The organism is Geodermatophilus sp. SYSU D00766, assembly GCF_054049915.1.
The window spans coordinates 1-19,417 of sequence record NZ_JBJGYI010000023.1 but is presented as its reverse complement, the minus strand read 5'-3'; the positions used below and the strand labels follow the sequence as shown (position 1 = coordinate 19,417).

Sequence of the window (19,417 nt, the reverse complement as noted above, 5' to 3'; positions counted from 1 at the left end):
CGTCGGCCTGCCCGACAGCGAGTGCCGAGAAGCTGACCGCGCGGCGGCCGGAGACGAAGGAGCGACGTCCCGATGAAGACCTACCAGAAGAGCGGTCTCGAGCTGCCGCAGAAGGCGAGGCCTACGGGCATCGAGCGCGTACGGTTCCACGACGGCATGCTGGTCAGCGCCGACGACCTGGACGCTGCCACCGCCTACCCGGGCTCGCTGCTGCAGTCCGTGCTGCGGGCGTACTTCGGCTGCGGTGTCGTCTGCGGACTCGAGCTGCGACCGACCCAGACCACTGTGGAGCCGGTCTGGACCCTGTGCGTCGAGCGTGGGATGTCTTTGGACTGTCAGGGGTACCCGATCGAGCTCGTGGCGCCCGTCGTCCTCGACCTAAGCCCGGACGCGTGCACATGCGAGACGCCGCCTGCCACAGTGCTGATCGCCGTGCGGCGGGCGACCCTGGACGCGGACAGCCGTGGCCCATGCTCGTGCGGGGACGACGGCCCGCACCTGAGCTGCGGGAGGGTGCGGGACCAGGTGATCGTGAAGGCGTTCACCAAGGAGCAGATCGACGCGCTGCCGGGATCCGTGTGCCAGCTCGAGACCGCCGGGGACCAAGAACCTGGCCTCGCCACGGGAGCCCGCGCCGGTCGCAACGCACCCGACGACCCGTGCCAGGCGATGACGGAGTGCCGCGGCTGCGCGTGCGACGCCGCCTGGGTGCTGCTCGGCGCGGTGACGCTGCACCCGGACAAGGGCATTGAGCAGATCGACTCGAGCCAGCGGCGCTGGGTCAAGCCGGTGGCCGCGATGTGCGCGCTCTCGCGCGTCACGGACGTTCTCGACCGCGTGAGGGACCTGGAGGAATCGGTGCGCGCACTGTCCGGGAGCGCGAAAGCGTCCACGACCCCGGCGACCCCGACGACCCCGGCGACCCCGGCGACCCCGACGACCCCGACGACCCCGACGACCCCGACGACCCCGACGACCCCGAGTGACCAGGGGACCCCGGGGGCGGCAGGGACCGCGACCCCCACGAACTCGTCGGCCTCGGCCCCGTCGACCGCATCCACCGCGCCGCCTCCGTCGACGCCGTCGTCCACGTCGACCCCCTCGAGCTCCACTCCGACGACCTAGGGCGGACCCGTGGCCACCACCCGCCAGCCGCCGGCCCCTAGGCGCGGTGCGGAGCCTCGTCGGCCGCGGGCCGCGGCGCAGCCGCAGCGGGTCCCGCCACGCGATGCGCCTGCGGACCTGCAGCGACGACTGGGCAACCGCGGCGTGGCGACTCTGCTGCGTCGCGACGCGGCCGGTGGCGCACCGTCGACCCCTGGCGGGATCCCGGCGACGACGGCGCCCGCGGGCGGACGGCAGCTCGGAGGCGGGGCTCGAGTGGAGGCCGCACCCGCCGTGCCGGGTCGCGTGCTCGAGGCGACCCTCGCGGCGGTCGCGCCCTGGGGGGAGGGTCCGCGCGGATCGGCCCCGGACGCAGCGTCCCGGGCGGCCGTGGGCGATCCGTCACTCGCGGTGTCCTCCGTGGCGCCCCCGCCGGCAGGCGTGGGTGTCAGTGAGCCGCCGGCGCCCGCGCGCTCGCAGGAGTCACTCGCGCCCGCCGACCTTGCTCCGACCACTTCCGGTGAAGCGGTACGCGGTGAGGAGCCGCAGGCGCCGGGACCGGGGCAAGCGGTCGCAGCGGCGTCGCAAGCAGAGACCGAACAGCCACCGTCGCCGCTCGAGGCGATGGCTCCGACGGTCACCGCGATCACCCGGCGAGCAGCACAGACAGCACGCCACAGCCCCGCCCCGTCCACCGTGGCCAACGCGCAGGCCGCTGCGGTGCGTCCGGCGACCGAGCAGCAGCGAAGCGCGGCGCTCGCGACGGTGGACAAGCTGGACAGCGCGCAGGAGAGCACGCAGGACTTCGAACGGGCCGCGTTCAGAGCTGCCCTGCGTGAGGCGATCGAGAAGGCGACGCCGACTCCGACCACCGAGGAGGAGGCGCACGAGGTGGTCGAGAGCGGCGCGCAGACCGCGAGCGTGACGCTCCAAGGACAGCTGGCGGGCCAGAAGGACGCCGCGGTCGGTCCCTTGAGGCAGCCGGGCGACGTCCGGCCGCAAGACCTGGGACCCGAGCCACCGCAGGTCGCCCTCCAGCCGGAGCAGGTAGGCGAGGCGCCGGCACCGGTCTCCGCCGCATCCGCCGTGCCACCCGCCCTGCCCCGGGAGCGGCTGGACTACTCCGAGCACCGGCAGGCGACCGACCAGGCGATGGAGGAGAACGGCGTCTCCCGCGCACAGTTGGAGAAGGGGAACGAGCCGGAGTTCGGACAGGCCCTGGAAGCCAGGTCGGAGGCGGAGCAGCACGAGGCGCAGGCGGCCACGACGTACCAAGCCTCGGAGGCCGACCTCCGCGCCGGCGCGGAGAGCCGCGCGCAGGGCACGCTAGCGGGCGGGCTCGCCGCGATGCATGGTGCGCGCACGGGAGCCATCGGGAAGGTCGCCGGCCGGCAGGTCGGGACGATGACCAAGGACGAGGCCGAACGCCGCCGCGTCACCGCGACCATCGAGGGGATCAAGAACCAGACCCGGGCCGACGTCGAGACGATCCTCAAGGAGATGGACAGCGAGGCCAGTCGGATCTTCGGCGAGGGCCTGACTGCTGCCGAACGTGCTTACGAGGAGGTCTTCGAGGAGGAGAAGGGCGGCGTCGGCACGTGGCTGACGACCTGGGGCTCCGACTGGGAGGAGCTCATCGAGAGCTCCCTGAAGAGGGCCCGGGACGAGTATCTGCGGCAGGTCGACATCGCCATCGACAAGGTCGCCGACTGCGTCGACACCAAGCTCGCCGCCGCGAAGAAGCGGGTCATCGAGGGCCGGGCCCAGGTCCAGGCCTTCGTGGACGGCCTCGATCAGAGCGTCCGCACGTTCGGCCAGGAGGCGCTGACCTCGGTCGAGAGCGAGTTCGACGCCATGACCCAGACCATCGAGGCGCGCAAGGACGCGCTGGTCGACAATCTGACCACCCAGTTCAAGGCGTCCTACGAGCGGATGTCCGCGAAGGAGCAGGAGCTCCGCGAGGCCAACAAGTCCCTGTGGCAGCGCGTCTACGACGCCACGGTCGGACTCATCCAGAAGATCCTCGCGTTCAAGGACCTGCTGCTCAGCATCCTGGCGAAGGCGTCGGATGTCGTCGGCGACATCATCACCGACCCAATCGGGTTCCTCGGAAACCTGGTCTCGGGCGTCGCCCTCGGTCTGGAGAACTTCGTCGCCAACATCGGCAAGCACCTCCAGAAGGGCTTGATGGACTGGCTCTTCGGTGCCCTGGGCAAGGCCGGGATCGCGATGCCCGAGACCCTGGACCTCCAGGGCATCGTCAGCATCGCCCTTCAGGTCCTCGGTCTGACCTACGCCAACTTCCGTGCCCGCGCGGTCAAGATCGTCGGCGAGCCGGTCGTGTCGGCTCTCGAGAAGACGGCTGAGGTCTTCAGCATCGTCGCGACTGAGGGCGTCCCCGGGCTCTGGCGGTTCATCAGGGTGAAGCTCGCCGAGCTGAAGTCGATGGTGCTGGACGCCATCTGGGACTTCATCAAGGTGGAGGTCATCGAGGCGGGCATCGCCTGGCTGGTCGGCCTCCTCAACCCGGCGTCCGCATTCTTCAAGGCGTGCAAGGCCATCTACGACATCATCATGTTCTTCATCAACCGCGGCTCGCAGATCGTCGATCTAATCAACGCCGTGCTCGACTCGATCGGCGCGATCGCGAAGGGCTCGATCGGAGTGGCCGCGAAGTTCGTCGAGGACGCCCTCGCCAAGGCCATACCCGTGGCGATCGGCTTCCTCGCCAGCCTCCTGGGTCTCGGAGACATCAGTGCCACCATCCGGAAGACCATCGATAAGGCGCGAGCCCCAGTCGACGAGGCGATCGACTGGGTGATCGGGCAAGCAGTCAAGCTCGTCAAGGCCGCGGGCAAGTTGATCGGCGGAGCGCTCGTCAAGAAGCGGCCCGACGAGGTCGCCGAGGACGACCCCGAAAAGGCGGCGAAGGTCGAAGCCGGCCTCGCGGCCATTGATGCCGAAGAGGAGCGCCGCCTCGAGGAGGGAACCCTGACCCAGGAGGCTGCGGAAGCCGTGGCGGCCACGGTGCGGAAGGATCACCCGGTGTTCACGTCGATCACTGTCATCGACGCAGAGGGCAGGTGGGACTACGACTATGTCGCCAGTCCGGGGAAGAAGAAGGAGGGTGCGCCGCAGGCAGAGGAGTCCGGGATAATCTACTTAACCGGCCTTGAATCGGTGGAGCCGGTGCTGAGTGATGTCGGCAGGCTCGAACACGGGGTCTCAAGTCCGCAGAAGAGAGATTACCCGGCGGCTCCAAAGGTTCTCGAGCGGGAAATTGGAGAGAGCCTGGCACGCGCGTCGGGTCTCCCACTGGAGGGGAAGGACGAGCCCTGGAAGATGCTGACGACCAAGGGCGCGACCGTTGACGCTCCCGATGGTCCTCCCGGCCAGCAGTCCGTGCCTGACCGTCTTCCGCCGACGCCTGACCGTCGTTTGCTCGAGCAACCGACGGTCACATCGCCGAAGGATGAGACCTGGGACCCGCTCACGAAGAGGGGTAAGAGAAGAACGCGTAATCCCGCTCACTCGGTACAGCCTGATTTCCTCCTTGTCGGACCGAAGAAGATCGAGGTCTTCGAAGTTACTCTAGACGCGTCCTTCAGGCTGGGCCGTCAAGAGAAGCGCATGAAATTTAGCAAGGGCGCTAAGAAGTTCCAAATCGCACACAAGATCGAGCAGCTCGCCAACGTTGAACACCTCGCGCGACGCTTCCCGAACCTTCCGATAGTCTTCAACATCCAGACGGGAGGGCAGCCATTGTTCCGTGACGGCGAAGTTCAACAAGCCATCGAAGCGGAGTTGCTAAGGCTTCGAGAGAAGTTCACGAAGGAAGGGCTGGGCAACACTGTCACGGTTGCCTGGCGAACGTAGTGCGTAAGGACTCTGGCGGGCCCGCTGCTGTACTCCTCGGGTGTCTACCTTCGACCTGCCGTCCTGCTCTTCTAGCTCGTGCGCGGCGAGCGCGGTCCTCAATGAGGTTTGCTCACCGGCTTCGACTGCCCGATTGGCATCGGTGCAGGTCGCCGTAGGCGTTTACCAAGAGGGCGCTGGCTCTCGAGGAAAAGATCGTCTCGCCAATGGCCGATTTCCTCTTCCACGGGAGCCCGCTGTGTCTCATCGTGCCAGCCTGAATGTGTCCGCACCGGTGTTGAAGGCCGTGACCGACTGGATCGCCCGCAGACGGCGTCGACCGCGATCGCATCCGGGCCAGCGGGCCGGCCCGGTGCACACCCAAGTCGTCCTGGTATTGCGTTGGCTGCGCCACCGCAGGGACGTGTGCACCTTGGCCGCCAGCGCGGGGCTGAGCATTGCCAACGCCTACCGCCATCTGCACGAGGCGCTCGACGTGATCGCCGCGCACGCCCCCGACCTGGCCGACGTGCTGACCCGCGCCCGCCGCGACGCACTGTCGCTCCTGTGCCTGCACGGCCGCTGCGCGTGGAGCGGGTGACGGTGGAGCGGGTGACGGGAATCGAACCCGCACAGTCAGCTTGGAAGGCTCGGGACTCCAGGGGTCATCTTGGCTGGTCAGCGCCAAGTCGGGCGCATGCCGTGCCTTCCGCGTGCCTCGGCGTCACGAGGCCGGAGGAGCGGCTCCTTGCTGTCCCAAGGCCAGTGGCCAGTCGGGTGCTGCGATTCGTAACGCCATTTGCTGCCCACGCCGGCTCCGGAGGAGCGAGTCCCTCCTGTCCTCCCCGTCCGGGACGGCTCACCGGGCCGGTCAGGCGGGACGGTGGACGACGGCATGGCCACTGTCCTGCGATATAGCCGGGCGGGTTCCTCCACCGAGCAGTCTCAGTCCGCACAGTCGACCGCAACGGCGAGGGCTCCGCAGATCTGCCGCATGCGCGTGTCGGCCAACCGTCCGAGCCGCTCGACGAGGACCCCGACAGAGACGCTCTCGACCGAGTCCATGTTGACCACGCAGCGGCGGGGTACCGGGTCCTCGCCGGGCTCGAGCCCGACTTCGCTGACGAGGCCGCGGATGGTGGTGGTGCACGGTGCGACGAGTGCCCGCCGGTGTCGGGGGATCACTGCGTCGCGGGAGAGGACGACGACGGGGCGGCGCCCGATCTCGGCCATCTCGCACCACCAGACCTCACCGCGCGCGGGCAGGGTGGTCACGACCGTCCGGCGGCTTCGCGGAACGACGCCAAATCACCCCACTCGTCCGGTTCGTGGAGGGGGTGTTCGTCGTAGGCGGTGTAGCTCGCCTCGACTTCGGCCGCACGGTGGCGCGCCACCAGTGCGCGCAGCGCCTCGTCAATCATGGCGGCGTCGGTGTCACCGGATCGCACACGTCGGGCGGCCTGGAGAAGTTCATCGTCGACGGTGGTGCTGAGTCGTGTTCTAGTCATGCCACAAGTATGCCATTGCAGGCGTGTGCAGTACCACGGTGACATCAGCACCCCGTCGCCCCTCCTACCGCAACCGCGCACCCCGCCCCGGGCAGGCGCTGCTGGCACCGATCCGCCAGCTCATCGAGTCGGTCTACGACATCCTCAAAGGCCAACTCGACCTGGAACTGCACGGCGGCCGCAGCCTGGTCGGAGTCACGCTCGACCCTGTCCGGCGCGTCGGCCGGAAGCTGAGCCGGACAGTGACAACTCGCCTCCTGGTCACGTGCCACATGACGGCACGGTGACGGAGACGTGACGCGCTTTCCGGACCCTGAGGTGGTCAGCGCGCGGTCGAGGTAGGTCGGGCAGCTACGTCAGGAGCGCCATGGTGGCTGGTCAGAAGAGGTGGCGGACTGCCGATCGGCACGTCAGGCCCAGCGCCGACCAGTCCAGTCGTGAGTGGCGCCGCCGCCTCGAGGAGTTGTTCGCCACGAGCGCGGTGTCGCAGGAGGACCGCCTCGACAACCTCACCCTGTACATGCCGCGAGCCGCCGTCGCAGACGTGGTCGCAATCAACGAGCTGTACCAGCGGGTGCTGTCCGTCCCAGGATCGATATTCGAGTTCGGTACTCGGTGGGGACGGCGCCTCCCGTTGTTCATCGCCTTGCGGGAACTGTACGAGCCGTACGACTACACACGCAGGATCGTCGGGTTCGACACCTTCTCGGGGTTTCCCGGCGTGCACCCCGACGACGGAAACCACCCTGAGATCCGGCCGGGCTCCATGTCGACGGGCGACGGTTACTCCGAGCACCTGACGCAGGTCCTCGAGGCCCATGAGGCACAGACCGCCCTCCCGCACATTCGGCGTTCCGAGGTTCGCGTCGGAGACGTCCTCGAGACCCTCCCGGGCTATCTGCTGGATTATCCGGAGACGATCATCAGCCTGGCGTACTTCGACCTAGACCTGTACGAGGGGACACGGGCATGTCTGCGGACCATCCGTCCCCGTCTGGTCCCGGGCAGCATCGTGGCCTTCGACGAACTGGCGCACCACAACTTCCCTGGCGAAACGCTGGCACTCCTCGACGAGTTTGGATTCCGGTGGGGTGCTTTCGAGAAGCTCCCCCATCACCGGGGACCTGCCTTCCTCACCGTCACGACCGTCCCCACCGCATGAGCGGGTCCGCGTAGCAGAGGAGGCGGATAGGCAGTGGCCACCCTGGTCGACGTCCAGCTCAAGGAGTTCGAACAGCTCCGTCAGGAGATCGTTACGCGCATCAACCTGGCGTACGCGCTGATCGCCGTAGAACTGACCATTCTCGGCGCGGGGTTGACGCTCTTCGAGAAGCTGCCCGAGGTGGTGATCGGCCTCGCCGTGGCGTCGAGCTTCCTCTGGCTCATCTTCATCGACCATGCCGTGCAGGTGTACAAGCTGGCGGCCTACATCGCTCTCTGGATCGGACCGCGGCTGAGGAGTGCCGTCCCCGGCTCCCTGCTCTGGGAAGAGTTCTTGCGCCGCGTCGACGGGGGGAGAGCGGAGGCCGCCCACGCCCTGTTCGGGAGGGACGACGCCCCCAAGCCCACCGGTTGGGTGAAGTCCGGCGGACCGAGTGCGGTTCTCGCTTTCCTCTTCGGCGGTTCGCCGCCCGTCCTCGTCGCGGCCTACCTGGCGGCTGCGGAGCTGTCGGGACCGCCCCTCGAACAGGCCGTGCGGTGGGGAGCCCTTGGGGTCACCGCGGCACTCTGGAGTCTCGCGCTCCTTCGCTACCGGTGCTTCCGGGCAACCGTCGCGAGCATCAAGGCGGCGATCCTCGAGAGGAGCGACGGCGAGGGTGCCGCCACGCCCGATGGCGCCGTACCCAGTGAGCCGAGTTCAGTGAGCGCCTCACTGGGCGGATGAGCCCTTGCCTCGCCACGAACTCTTCGGCTCGCCGTCCTTCCACGTGCCGGGCAGCATGGCCGCCGCCACAGGGGTGCGGATCGCTCCCTCGCCCGTGCATGACGGCGGAGTCGTGCTGACGACCAGGGACGGCCGAAACCATCGGGTGTCGTTGACGGCCCCGGTGACGGGCGTCCTGCGTGTGCGCCTGCGCGGAGCGGCGTCACCATCCCCTCGGACGGGCATCCTCCTGGATGTCGCTGAGCAGCCGGTCGAACTCCGCGTGCACGAGGATGATCTTCTGTTCACCTCCTGGGACCGCGAGGGGTCTTGGAGTGCGGATGGCGCGGAGTTCCGCTGGGGGGCGCTGTCGTGCTCGTTCCTACCGTGGGCTCAACGTGTCCCTGGGCTCCCGCCCGGGCCGCGCGGTCCGGTGGAGCTGGATCCCCGGTGGACCACGCACGTGCTCTTAGAGCCGGACACGGGTCTCTTTGGGGGAGGTGCGAGCGTCCAGGGGCCCAACCTGCGTGGCCGGACCAGGAGTTGCATCAACGTGAACGCCGGCGGGGTCGCCGGCGTCGACGCCTCCTATCTCAATGTGCCGCTGTTCTGGTCGGACGTCGGCTGGGGGGTTTTCGTCAACACAGGGAGTCCCGTCATCGCGGACCTTGGCGACCACCACAGCGAGATAGCCGTGTTGACCACGTACGACTCGGACCTCGACTTGTTCTTCCTCTCGGGGGAGCCCGAGAACATGCTCGACCAGTACGGCGCACTGACGGGGCTGCCCGCTCCGCAGCCTGACTGGCTCCTCGGCCTGTGGACCAGCCGGGACTCGTACTTCACGGCGGCCGAGGTCGGCGCGGTGCTGGACAGGTATGAGGAGGCGGAGTGCCCAGTCGACGTGCTGCACGTCGACGCGTGGCAGACGGGCAACCTGTTCGACGAGCAGAGCAGCAACTGGCAGGTGGACCGCGAGCGCTGGCCGCCCGACTGGTCGGCAAGGCTGCGGCGTTCTGGAGTTCACCTCAGTCTCTGGACCAACCCCTTGGTGCACCCGGAGAGCCCCGCCGGCGCGGACGCCGTTGGCCGCGGCCTCGTGCTCCGTACCGCTGACGGGCGGCCGGCTGAGCTCCCGGACGGCTCCTCACGCCTCGTCGTCGACTTCACGGCCCCCGGTGCGCAGGAGTGGTGGCAGGAGCGGATCGCGGTCCTCATCGCCGAGGGGGCGGAGGTGGTGAAGGCGGACTTCGGCGAGGAAGTGCCCCTCGACGCCCGGCTCCACGAGGGCATCGAAGGTTGGCGGGTCCGCAACAGCTACGCCCTCGCTTACCAGGCCGCGACCCACAGAGCCACGCGAACCTGGGCAGAGTCGCAGCCCAAGACGGTGTTCTGTCGCTCGGGAACAGCCGGCTCGCAGCGCTTCGCTGTTCACTGGGTGGGGGACACACCGTCGACCTGGCTGGGGATGACGTCGGCTCTGCGCGCGTGTCTGTCGCTGTCGCTGTCCGGCTTCGCCTTCGTAGGGTCGGACGTAGGTGGGTTCTGGGCTCCCGGGAGCATGGACAGGTGCGCGCGAGCGTTCGAGACCTTCGACTCGAGCGCGTTCGAGGCGGATGTCGAGCCGGAGCTGTACGTGCGCTGGGTGCAGTGGGGGATGCTCTCGCCTCTCATGCGGCTGCACGGGACCGGGCGGCGAGAACCCTGGGCCTATCCCGAGCCCTTCGGAGAGATAGCCACAGCCGCCTGTCGCCTGCGTCGGATGCTTCGACAACACCTCGCCCGGACGGCACGGGACGCGGTGACTCGTGGGCGGCCCCTGATGCGCCCCATGGTGCTCGCCTACCCACGTGACCGCGCCGCGCGTGCCGCCGAATTGCAGTACATGCTGGGGGACCGCCTCCTCGTCGCCCCCGTGCTCGTTCCCGGCGGAGAGATTCACGTCTGGGTTCCGGACGGCAGGTGGTGTCCCTTGGTGGACGACGCAAATGTCGAGCTCCTCGGGCCGGGCTGGACATCGCTGAAGCTCCCCCTCTCGGCGGTCCCCGCATGGATATCGGTGCCGTCGGAGCACGACGTCTGGTCCGCCGAACAAGTGCGCCGGCACTTCTTCGGGGGGACGCCCACCAGTGGGGGCCCGGATTGCCATTGACTGGTAGACCGGATGGGACGCCAGTGCCGCTAGGAGGAGATCCCGACCGGACGAGGCTTTCGCACCGCGGCTCACCGGAGGGTGACGTCCCGCGAGGTGGTGGAAGTCGAAGCTGCGGCGTTACTGCATCCTCAGGACGGAGGATCTATGTCGGAGCATATTGAGGTGCCGGAGAGCAAGGATCTCCGTGATCGGGAGAGGGGTAAACCACGATGGTGGCGCACTGCCGGCCTAAAGAGGGCGGTGGCCGCAGTGTACAGCGCCATTCTGGCATTCCTTTCCTCGCTACTGACGGCAGTAGGTGGCGCAGAGACGGGGGTTTGACTCCGTCACTGACGGTCAATGGCTGACGGCGGCGGTCTCCGCGCTCGTTGCTCTAGGCGGTGCCGCCGGTCTCACCTACTACGACCCGAACAAGCGTGGATGACAACTTCTGCAGGTAGGCTCCCCGATCGATACACCCTTGAATCTTGCGCGGCGCAAAGCCCGCTCGCTGCACACGTCAGTCCTAGACTTCGAGGGGGCGGACATAACAATTCGGGTCCGTGAGGTTGCATCGAAGGACTTGGATCGGCGTAGCCTCTGTGCCGATGCGCTTCCGGGTCGCATCCTTTTATCGGGCCGAGCCGCCGGGCTGGCGAGGGTCGTCCGCCGGCTCATATGACAATGAGCGTTTGGGGGTCGCAAGTCTTGCACCTTGCTCCATATAGCACGATGAACAGGTATATGCGGCGACCATGGTGAGCTGTGTGCCGAACAGTGGGGTCAGGACCGGCTCCGCTTCTGCCGGCGGGATGTCTACGGCTGCCACGCGGGGTCGCCGACCAGCGGCGCAAGAGTCGGGTACTAATCACCGGCCACGCGACCCCCACCTTACATCTTATGCGGTATGTGGCCCCGAGGATCCGACCTTCACGATCCGTCAATAATCCCTAGATCTGCGCGTTGACGATGCCCTTCCCCGGGTTTGCGGCGGATGACCGACGCGAACCGGGTGGCCGTCTACGCAGCAGGTTCGACAGTCCGCGCGCGCCCCTGGCCAGGGCGGCTCCGGTCGCGGCGTAGGCGCTGACTCCTATCAGCCGCGTGACGTTCACGACAAGCCTCGGGTCGGGCTTCACCAGATCGCGCACCGTCTCCTGTCCGGTCTGCCGAAGAGGTTCCACGTCGAAGGGGCTGCTCGGCGGGAGAGCTCCGGGAAGCTCGCCCTGCGGCGGGCCGTCTCCGAGAGTGGACAAGACCGGGAGTTCCTCGCGCAGAATCCCCTCGTGCAGATGGCGGACCAGTTCCTCCCGAACTTGCCCGAGTCCAGCGGTCGCGGGCAGACCGGCCACCGCGCGGAGCCGGGGTAGGCGATCTTCGTCGCTAGCGCGCGGCTGGGTGACGATGTCGACCAGTGAGCGGGCGGCATCGAGCCGTCCCCAGGTCCAGTCGTTGGCGCGCCACCGTGCGCTGAGGAAGGCTCCGAAGTTGCCTAGCTGATTGCCGGCCAGCTTGTCCCCGACCGTGAAGGTTTGCCCAGGCTCGGCGGGCACGCACGGACTCTGGTTCTGCGCGGAAAGCATGTGGAACGCGATGGCGCTCGTCTCAGCCAGGGGATCGGGTCGCAGAGGGCCGGTGAGCAACTCCACTGCTGCCAGCACGGCAGCGGTGGCCGTGGCGGAGTCGGTGGCGTCGCCAGCTGCCCCGACGAGACAGCCGACGAAGGCGCGAGGCCGGTTCGGCAGGTTGCTGGCGGCTTGGGCCAAGTTCTGCGCGTGGCTGACGAGTTCCCGCCAGATGTCGGCCCGGTCGGGCCAGCCGACGGCACCGGGATTGGTCGGCCGCCACACGGCCCGCCGTGCCAGCTCGGCGGGGCCGGGGGCGGGCCTGCTGCGCTGTGGTTCGGCGGCGAGTGCCCGGTCGGCGCGGGCGACAAGGACCTCGATCGTCTGGCGGACCTCGTAGAGCGCCGCTTCGATGAGGAGGCCGTCGTCCCCCAGTTCACGCGCAGCATCGAGAAGGACGGCGACGGTCCTCGCCAGGACCTGCGGGGAACGGAACCGGTGCAGTAGCCGGGCCAGGGCCTCGGCCCCGCCGCCGAGGGACTCGTCCCCGAGCACCATGTCCGGTCCGGCTCCATCGAGAGCTCCGAGCAGCCGTTCCGAATCCAGCCCGGCGAGGGGGGTTCTGGTGACGTCGGCGAAGCCGAGGGGATCGGCGCCGAGCACGGGCAGTGGATCGGTCCACAGCGCCCGGACGCGGTTGGCCTCCATTGCACCGGCGCGTCGGCGGTACGTTTCCACCGCGGCCAGCGCGCGGTCGTAGAGCGCTGCGAGGAACTGGCGCAGGTCTTGGCCTTCCGGCAGTTGGCCCAGCGCGTACTCGAGGACCTGCTGGTAGCCCTGTCGACGCAGAATGTCCCGCCGCAACTGCTCGAGATCGTCTAGGTCGTCGGCGAGTGCCTCGGTACCGCCCTGCAGCTCACGGGCGCGGCGCGCGGTCGTGACCGGGTCGGGCTTCTCGTCCTGGGGCGGTGGTGGCGGCCGGAAGGGCACTGGCTGCAGGTAGACGAGCCAGCGGACGACTGCCCGGTCCGCCGGCGCCGCCGCGATCGACCGGATCGCCCAGGCCACCGGGATGTTGTCGAGCACACCGCCGTCGATGACCAAGTCGCGTGAGACGCGCCCGTCTGCCGGCCGGGACTCGCTGTAAGAGCCGTAGTGCGTGGGCGGAGGGGACGGCGGGGTCACGGATCCAAGCGTGGTGGGCGCGAAGCCGACGCTGGCCGGTTCGAACGCACCGGGGAAGGACGAGGTGGTCCGCGCGGCGTAGGCCAAGCGGCGCAGCGCGGCGGTGCGGTCTTCCTGTTGACCTGCACCCATGCCCATTGACACGGCGGCGTCCTGCACGGGGTTGCGGAATCGAAACCACGCCCGGTTCCGGCGTTCCACGATCGGCGGTCCGAGGTCCTGGTAGCGGGTCCGCGCCACCGGTGTGAAGAGGGTGCAGGTCAGCACGGCGTCCATCCGCGGCGGGCTCTTTGGTGGTATCGCCGCCTCGACCAGTCGTTCCAGCTCCGGCGCCAGCGCCCCGTAGAACCCGCGGTCGCCGTCGAGCAGTGACTGAGGTCGGCGGACGCCGCGACGGACGAGACCCCCGAGGTCTCCCAGGCGCAGCCAGAGGTCGCGAATCGTACTGTCGAAGCGCATGCCGTGGACCACGCTGCACGCCATCAGGACGCTGTTCAAGCCGCCCGCGCTGGCTCCTGCCACCACGTCCACGGCGACGGACCCGTAACCGCTCGCCTCCAGTATCCGACGGTAGGTCGCCGTGCCTCCCTGCTGGCCGTCCTCGTCGTCGAATGCGCGCCGCAAACGATCGACCTCACTACAGGCGCCGCCCATCCAGACGGCGAGGCTCACCCCTCCTCGCATGCCCAGGGCGAGCCGCAACTCGGGAAGCCCGGTCATCTCACTCCCTCCCCTCTCCGGAGTCCGTGCCCGGTCTGCCGCTTTGAAGGGCCGCCACCGCCATGGTCTCGGGAGGCCGTCACCGGTTCATCACCCCACATGTCCTGTGGGAAATCGCCCGAGTGGGCCTGTCCTCGGTGCCCGGCTCAGCCGGCGCCGAGGGCGCGCAGCACCAGATGCTTGAGTACTCGGTCGGTCTTGGACTCCGGGTTCGAGTCGACGGCGAGACCGAGGGAGTGGATGTAGTCGGCCAACGCCGACTGCCTGGACTCCGCATCTCCCAGCTGCTTGGCGACGGTCGACAGCTCGAGGAAGTCCAGGTCGTCGACCGTCCAGCGTTCGGCCCGGACGCCCGGCGTACTACATCCTCTCCCGCGACGAGCCCTACACAGACCTGGGCGCGGACTGGCTGGCCCGCCGTCACGACGAGGCCCACACCCGCCGGCTGGTCGCCCAACTCGAGCGCCTCGGGCACACCGTGGTCCTCGATCCGGTCGCCTGACCGGCAACTCGAGAAGAACTGCAGGGTGAACCGCCCCGGGATTGATGGAGGCTTCCAACCCCCGAAGGATGGAAGTCATGGCGGCACCGAGGAAGTACCCCGACGAGCTGCGGGAGCGGTCGATCCGCTGCGCGCTCGACCTGGTCGGCGGGGCGGAGCAGTTGAGTGTCAACGCCGCCTGCAAGCGGGTCGGTGAGCAGCTGGGGATCGTGCCGGACTCGCTGCGGAACTGGGTGCAGCAGGCTCGCATCGACGCCGGCAACGCGCCGGGTCTGACCACCGACGAGCGGGCCCGGCTGGTCGAGCTGGAGCGGGAGAATCGCGAGCTGCGCCGGGCGAACGAGATCCTCAAGAGCGCGTCGGCTTTCTTCGTGGCGGAGCTCGACCGCCCGTTCCGGCGCTGATCGCCTACATCGACGCGCACAAGGAACGGTTCGGGGTCGAGCCGATCTGCCGCGCGCTGGCCGAGGTCGGCGCGAAGATCGCCCCGAGCACCTACTACGCCTCCCGGACGCGGCCACCGTCGGTGCGGGCCGTGGGCGATGAGCGGCTCACGGGCGAGATCGTCCGGGTGCACGAGGCCAACCTCGGCGTCTACGGCGTGCGCAAGGTCTGGCGGGCGCTGAACCGGGAAGGCATCCCGGTCGCCCGCTGCCGAGTGGAGCGGCTGATGCGCCGGCTCGGTCTGGCCGGCGCGGTGCGCGGACGGGTGAAGCGCACCCCGGTGCCGGCCGAGGTCGCCGCCCGCCCCGGGGACCTGGTCGACCGCGACTTCACCGCGCCGGCGCCGAACCGGCTGTGGGTGGCCGACCTGACCTACGTGGCGACCTGGTCGGGTTTCGTCTACGTCGCCTTCGTGATGGACGTGTTCTCCCGCCGGATCGTCGGCTGGCGGGCGTCGACCAGCCTGCGCACGGATCTGGCCCTCGACGCCCTCGAGCAGGGCCTGTGGACCCGGGCCCGCGAGGTCCGCGACGTGACCGGCCTGGTGCACCACTCCGACCGCGGCGTGCAGTACCTCGCGATCCGCTACACCGAGCGCCTCGACGCTGCCGGCGCGGTTCGCTCGGTGGGCAGTAAGGGCGACTCCTACGACTGCCGCCGCCGAGTCGCTGATCGTGCTGTTCAAGACCGAGCTGATCCGGCCACGCGGGACCTTGGCGCACGGTCGAGCAGGTCGAGCAGGTCGAGCAGGTCGAGCAGGTCGAGATTGCCTGTCTGGAATAAGTGGACTGGTTCAGCCACCGCCGGCTGTTCCAGGCCTGCGGAGACGTCCCACCTGCGGAGCTGGAGGCCGCGCATTACCCTCACCACGCCGCGCTCGCTGCGGCAGGGCACTCAACCCAGTAGCACTCCGAACACGCCGGGGCGATTCACAGGGCACAGCCTTGCCGATCTTGCATCTTTCGTAGCAGACTGTGTCAGCCACAGAGGCGCTCTGGCGCCGTCAAGGACGGTTGATCGTGTGGCCGGCGCAGCTGGCCTCAGCACCACTGATCACGCGGACGAGGTGCGTACGTCTCCCTCCACCACGGGCGAGTCAACCACGGAGCATCGATGGACATCGTCGACAGAATCCGCCAAAGCCCGAAACTTGAGTCTTGGGATATCGGCGAGAAAATCGGTGAAGGTGGCATGGGCATTGTTTATAGTGCTCGCAACAAGGCCTCAGGGCAAACACGTGCCATCAAAGTGATGGAACTAGTATCGGGTGACAACGACGAACTCGCGCGCGCTCGCCTCCTTCGAGAGATAGAGATATGTTTGCTCCTCCGCCACCCGAACATAGTGCGCTGCGAGGAAGGTGGAAACGTTGGTGACATCTATTTCATCATTATGGAGAGGTGTGAGGGCGGCGACCTTGCGAACCTTGTTCGACAGTTCGGTCCACTTAAACAAGTTGTCGCAATACCGATAGCGATTGAGCTACTTGATTCGCTAGCTTATGCGCACTCCTATCGGCCGCCTGTCCAGGGGAACGAGGACGATCGCGTTGGAGTTATACATCGGGACATCAAGCCACAGAACATCCTACTAAGCAAGCGCGGGCAGCCGCGTCCGACAAAGCTTTCAGATTTCGGGCTAGCTAAGGCCGTGGCCTTTTCCGGAATGAGCGGGCTCACTGCTACTGGATGGGCGGCAGGAACCCCACACTTCATGCCCCGCCAGCAGATATTTTCTTACAAGTATCCTTCTCTATCTTTTGATGTCTGGTCAGCGGCGGCCACGCTGTACTTCGCATTGACCGGCTATGCTCCGCGCGATTTCCCTGAGGGCCGAGATCCGTGGACGATCGTCACGCGAACGGATGTTATCCCCATCCGGCACAGGATAGGAAACAAAGTTACATCAGCGGTCGCGCGAGTGATCGATGCAGCGCTAGACGATCGATCCGATAAGCTTCGATACGCAACGGCTGCAGACCTGCGATATGCTCTTCAGCAAGCTTCAGAACATGCGACTCCGCAGTGAGTCAAAAATCGGGTCTACCTCATTCTCAAGAGTACCGCCGGCGCCCCGGCCGTAAGCTAGCTGTGGGGCAGATCCTCCTGGAAGACTTTCGAATTAAGCGCCACCTCGGTAGTGGCGCTTTTGCGAATGTCTACTTGGCGGAAAGCTGGATGTCTAGTCTGTCCTACGCGGTAAAGCATGTCCAGTTCGACGGACAAAAGGAACGAAACCTATTCCTCTCGGAAGCGCGACAGTGGCTACAAGCTCCACTTCATCAAAATATCGTGAAGTGTTACTTCATTCGCTGGATTGACCGAGAGCTTTTTTTGTTTGGCGAGCATGTCGCCGATGGGTCCCTACGGGATCGAATTAGTTCCGGATCTCTATATCGCGACCCAAGACACGACAGCCTCGCGGAAATCTTGCGCATTGCACTCCAGGTTGCTTTCGGCCTAAGAGCGGCACATCGAAATGAACTGCTCCATCTGGATATCAAGCCAGCGAACATCTTGATGGCCGAAGACGGTACGGCCAAAGTCGCCGACTTCGGCCTCGCAGCACCAGGTCTGTATTCAGCTCAAGACCGGATGCTGATTGAGAGACGGCTGGATGCAGCGACCAGTACCGCACACGACTTAATACGCGACGACATGAAGCGCTCAGTCCTTGCAGCTAAGCTCATTAGCGTCCCCCCTATCCTTCACGGAGTGGCTCGCGGCGAGACGCTTCTATACGCGTCGCCTGAGCAAGCCGAGCGTCGACTTGTTAGTGTCGGATGCGACGTTTGGAGTTGGGCCGTAATGGTTATGGAGATGTTTTCAGGAGAACGTCGTATACCGTCGGGGACACTTGCAGCGGACGAATTGGATCGAATCCTAGATGGGAGATGGCGGCCACGAGTAGACATTCCTATGACGGTCGGCGAATTACTTCAGAGATGCTTTCTGGAAGATCCGTCATCGCGACCATCCTTGGATGAGGCTGTCAAGGTACTATCAGCTATTCTTCCTGGGATCGTTGACGAGAAGCCGCCCCCTAACAGTTTCTACCCATATCGCCGCGTATCTGCCCGCGGCGACGAATGGGCAGACCCTCGACCATGGCTAAGCTTTGCACACAAGGCCGCCGATTTAGATGCAGACGTGGCAGTCGGATTCTGGCCGCCAATAGCAGCACCTTCACGAGCCACGGCCATGGCCGACTTGGTGGCGTTCTCTGAGGTTCAGAGAATACTCGAATCACTTCTTCCTCGACGCCGATCGGAGATCGTTTGCCAATTAGCGGATGTTTACCTGATGATGGGGGTGATACAAGGCCGCCTCGGCAACCACCGCGGTGCAATCTCCTCCTGTCAACACGGCCTGAAACTAGTAGGTGAACCTCAGGACGACGAGGAACAGGTCCGACTGGTGAGTCTGCTCGCGAACGCGGCGACTGCGATGCGTCAAGTACACGACAACGATGCTGCTCATGAAAAGGCATCTCGCGCTCTGGCTGAGGCTCTCAAAATGGGCATTGTCGCGAGCACGCCTTGTTCGCCGTCGGTGGCGTTAAGGCACCCTCACTCCAGGGCTACGGAAGCGGCGCCATTCGCCGCGGCTCTCCGGCCCGTGTCCGAGATCGACGCCGCGTCGCTGTCCACCGACGAGTTCGCCGTATTCGACGGGGTCTTGCCCGGGCAAGACAATCTAGAATTTCTTCAGCCAGGTCGGGACTGCCACTCTGCTTTTGTGGATGCCGCATTGGCGCTAATCCCTTTGTTGGAACCGGACGAGAAGCGACTCGAGCTATCCCGTACCACCTACGAGCTTTGTGCAAGGTGTACATTAGATGTTGTTCGTCTCAGGGCCATGTCAGTTTATGCTTCGGAGCTGGATCGCGCAGGCAAATATGGCGAGGCGTCTGAGCTATGGAAGCTCTTCGAGGGCGCGCTTGGTGAGGTTCCAAATGGGAGACGTTCCGCCATTCAGGTCGTTCGGATGCGTGCTATTACGTCGCGGGTCAAAACTTCAAGAAGTATGGCGGCAGCGATCCAGTACGCCAAGTCGGCGTTAGCCATTCTTGACTCGCTGGTCTATGGCGACTGCATGGATGATCTGTTTGGAGACTATGGGGAATTATCTTACTGGCTCGCGCGCTACCAAGAGATGAGCGGCGACAATGCCGGAGCGACTGAGCACTACGCTCAGGCGTGTGAGGCACTAGAGCGAGCGGTTCGTTTTGGGGCAGCAGAGTGGTCTGGGGTTTTCTTGGAAGCAATCCTGCACCGTGTTGGACTTGCCGACCGGATCGGTCGGAATATTGAAGAGGTGTAGTGCGCCCATAGTGGTCACGCGCGTATTGGGGGCGATTCAAGGAGGGGCTGGAATGATTTACCGATCCACTAGGCTACGGATCCGCCTGCGGTGAATAGCGGTTTGGGAGTAGCTCGACACGGCGGATCTTAAGTATAGTTATCCTGTGCCCGCCTCGCCGTCTAGCATTACTCTAGACAGACGCGTCGATCTCTAAGCGAGGCGAGATGGACCC

The 19,417-nt window shown here is 66.4% G+C and carries 11 protein-coding genes, 2 pseudogenes and 1 other annotated feature; of the genes and pseudogenes, 10 read left to right on the top strand and 3 right to left on the bottom strand.

Translation table 11 applies throughout. The features are described from left to right. Window positions 1-72 precede the first annotated feature (72 nt). The 3 genes from ACI8AD_RS16385 (at window position 73) to ACI8AD_RS16375 (ending at window position 5,560) form a co-directional block, all read left to right on the top strand. Complete coding sequence (locus ACI8AD_RS16385) at window positions 73-1,125, top strand: hypothetical protein (protein ID WP_456871581.1); 1,053 nt, start codon at window positions 73-75, stop codon at window positions 1,123-1,125. A gap of 255 nt (window positions 1,126-1,380) precedes the next feature. Beyond that, entirely contained in the window at window positions 1,381-4,980 is a 3,600-nt protein-coding gene (locus ACI8AD_RS16380; RefSeq protein WP_456871580.1) for a hypothetical protein, read from the top strand. 403 nt (window positions 4,981-5,383) lie between these two features. Next, window positions 5,384-5,560, top strand: coding sequence for a hypothetical protein (locus tag ACI8AD_RS16375; RefSeq protein ID WP_456871579.1), 177 nt, complete (start codon window positions 5,384-5,386; stop codon window positions 5,558-5,560). Between the two features lie 344 nt (window positions 5,561-5,904). On the opposite strand, the gene ACI8AD_RS16370 is transcribed toward ACI8AD_RS16375, so the two are convergent. Together ACI8AD_RS16370 and ACI8AD_RS16365 are read right to left on the bottom strand one after the other, a co-directional pair. Then, window positions 5,905-6,234: a type II toxin-antitoxin system PemK/MazF family toxin gene (locus ACI8AD_RS16370; RefSeq protein WP_456871578.1), complete on the bottom strand. Its 330-nt coding sequence runs from the start codon at window positions 6,232-6,234 to the stop codon at window positions 5,905-5,907. Then, a complete protein-coding gene (locus ACI8AD_RS16365) occupies window positions 6,231-6,467 on the bottom strand; it encodes a type II toxin-antitoxin system VapB family antitoxin (protein WP_456871577.1) in 237 nt (78 codons plus the stop codon). The genes ACI8AD_RS16370 and ACI8AD_RS16365 overlap by 4 nt, the downstream gene beginning before the upstream one ends. Window positions 6,468-6,523: 56 nt before the next feature. Here ACI8AD_RS16365 and ACI8AD_RS16360 point away from each other — a divergent pair. The 4 genes and pseudogenes from ACI8AD_RS16360 to ACI8AD_RS16345 all read left to right on the top strand — a co-directional run. Next, a pseudogene (locus tag ACI8AD_RS16360) lies at window positions 6,524-6,688 on the top strand (IS982 family transposase); the annotation flags it as partial. Window positions 6,689-6,837: 149 nt separating this feature from the next. Then, window positions 6,838-7,629 carry a hypothetical protein gene (locus tag ACI8AD_RS16355; protein ID WP_456871576.1) on the top strand — a complete coding sequence of 264 codons (792 nt, stop codon included), beginning with the start codon at window positions 6,838-6,840 and terminating at the stop codon, window positions 7,627-7,629. 33 nt (window positions 7,630-7,662) lie between these two features. Next, window positions 7,663-8,352 (top strand): hypothetical protein, encoded by a 690-nt coding sequence (locus ACI8AD_RS16350; protein WP_456871575.1) that lies wholly within the window; start codon window positions 7,663-7,665, stop codon window positions 8,350-8,352. Between the two features lie 55 nt (window positions 8,353-8,407). Beyond that, a complete protein-coding gene (locus ACI8AD_RS16345; RefSeq protein WP_456871574.1) occupies window positions 8,408-10,483 on the top strand; it encodes a glycoside hydrolase family 31 protein in 2,076 nt (691 codons plus the stop codon). A 932-nt stretch (window positions 10,484-11,415) separates the two neighbouring features. On the opposite strand, the gene ACI8AD_RS16340 is transcribed toward ACI8AD_RS16345, so the two are convergent. Beyond that, window positions 11,416-13,935: a patatin-like protein gene (locus tag ACI8AD_RS16340; protein WP_456871573.1), complete on the bottom strand. Its 2,520-nt coding sequence runs from the start codon at window positions 13,933-13,935 to the stop codon at window positions 11,416-11,418. A gap of 579 nt (window positions 13,936-14,514) precedes the next feature. Between ACI8AD_RS16340 and ACI8AD_RS16335 the strand changes: the two are divergent. The 3 genes and pseudogenes from ACI8AD_RS16335 to ACI8AD_RS16325 all read left to right on the top strand — a co-directional run bounded on the left by ACI8AD_RS16335 (window position 14,515) and on the right by ACI8AD_RS16325 (window position 19,203). Next, a pseudogene (locus tag ACI8AD_RS16335) lies at window positions 14,515-15,787 on the top strand (IS3 family transposase). After that, window positions 14,799-14,927 (top strand) — a sequence feature (AL1L pseudoknot). Its footprint overlaps the pseudogene before it by 129 nt. Before the next feature lie 207 nt (window positions 15,788-15,994). Further along, window positions 15,995-16,909, top strand: a complete 915-nt coding sequence (locus ACI8AD_RS16330) for a serine/threonine-protein kinase (protein ID WP_456871572.1) — start codon at window positions 15,995-15,997, stop codon at window positions 16,907-16,909. Next, entirely contained in the window at window positions 16,906-19,203 is a 2,298-nt protein-coding gene (locus ACI8AD_RS16325; RefSeq protein ID WP_456871571.1) for a protein kinase domain-containing protein, read from the top strand. The genes ACI8AD_RS16330 and ACI8AD_RS16325 overlap by 4 nt, the downstream gene beginning before the upstream one ends. Window positions 19,204-19,417: the final 214 nt, after the last annotated feature.

Coding starts and splice junctions, on each gene's coding strand:
- ACI8AD_RS16385 (WP_456871581.1), top strand. CDS start 73: ATGAAGACCTACCAGAAGAGCGGTCTCGAGCTGCCGCAGAAGGCGAGG.
- ACI8AD_RS16365 (WP_456871577.1), bottom strand. CDS start 6,467: ATGACTAGAACACGACTCAGCACCACCGTCGACGATGAACTTCTCCAG.
- ACI8AD_RS16345 (WP_456871574.1), top strand. CDS start 8,408: ATGGCCGCCGCCACAGGGGTGCGGATCGCTCCCTCGCCCGTGCATGAC.
- ACI8AD_RS16340 (WP_456871573.1), bottom strand. CDS start 13,935: ATGACCGGGCTTCCCGAGTTGCGGCTCGCCCTGGGCATGCGAGGAGGG.
- ACI8AD_RS16330 (WP_456871572.1), top strand. CDS start 15,995: ATGGACATCGTCGACAGAATCCGCCAAAGCCCGAAACTTGAGTCTTGG.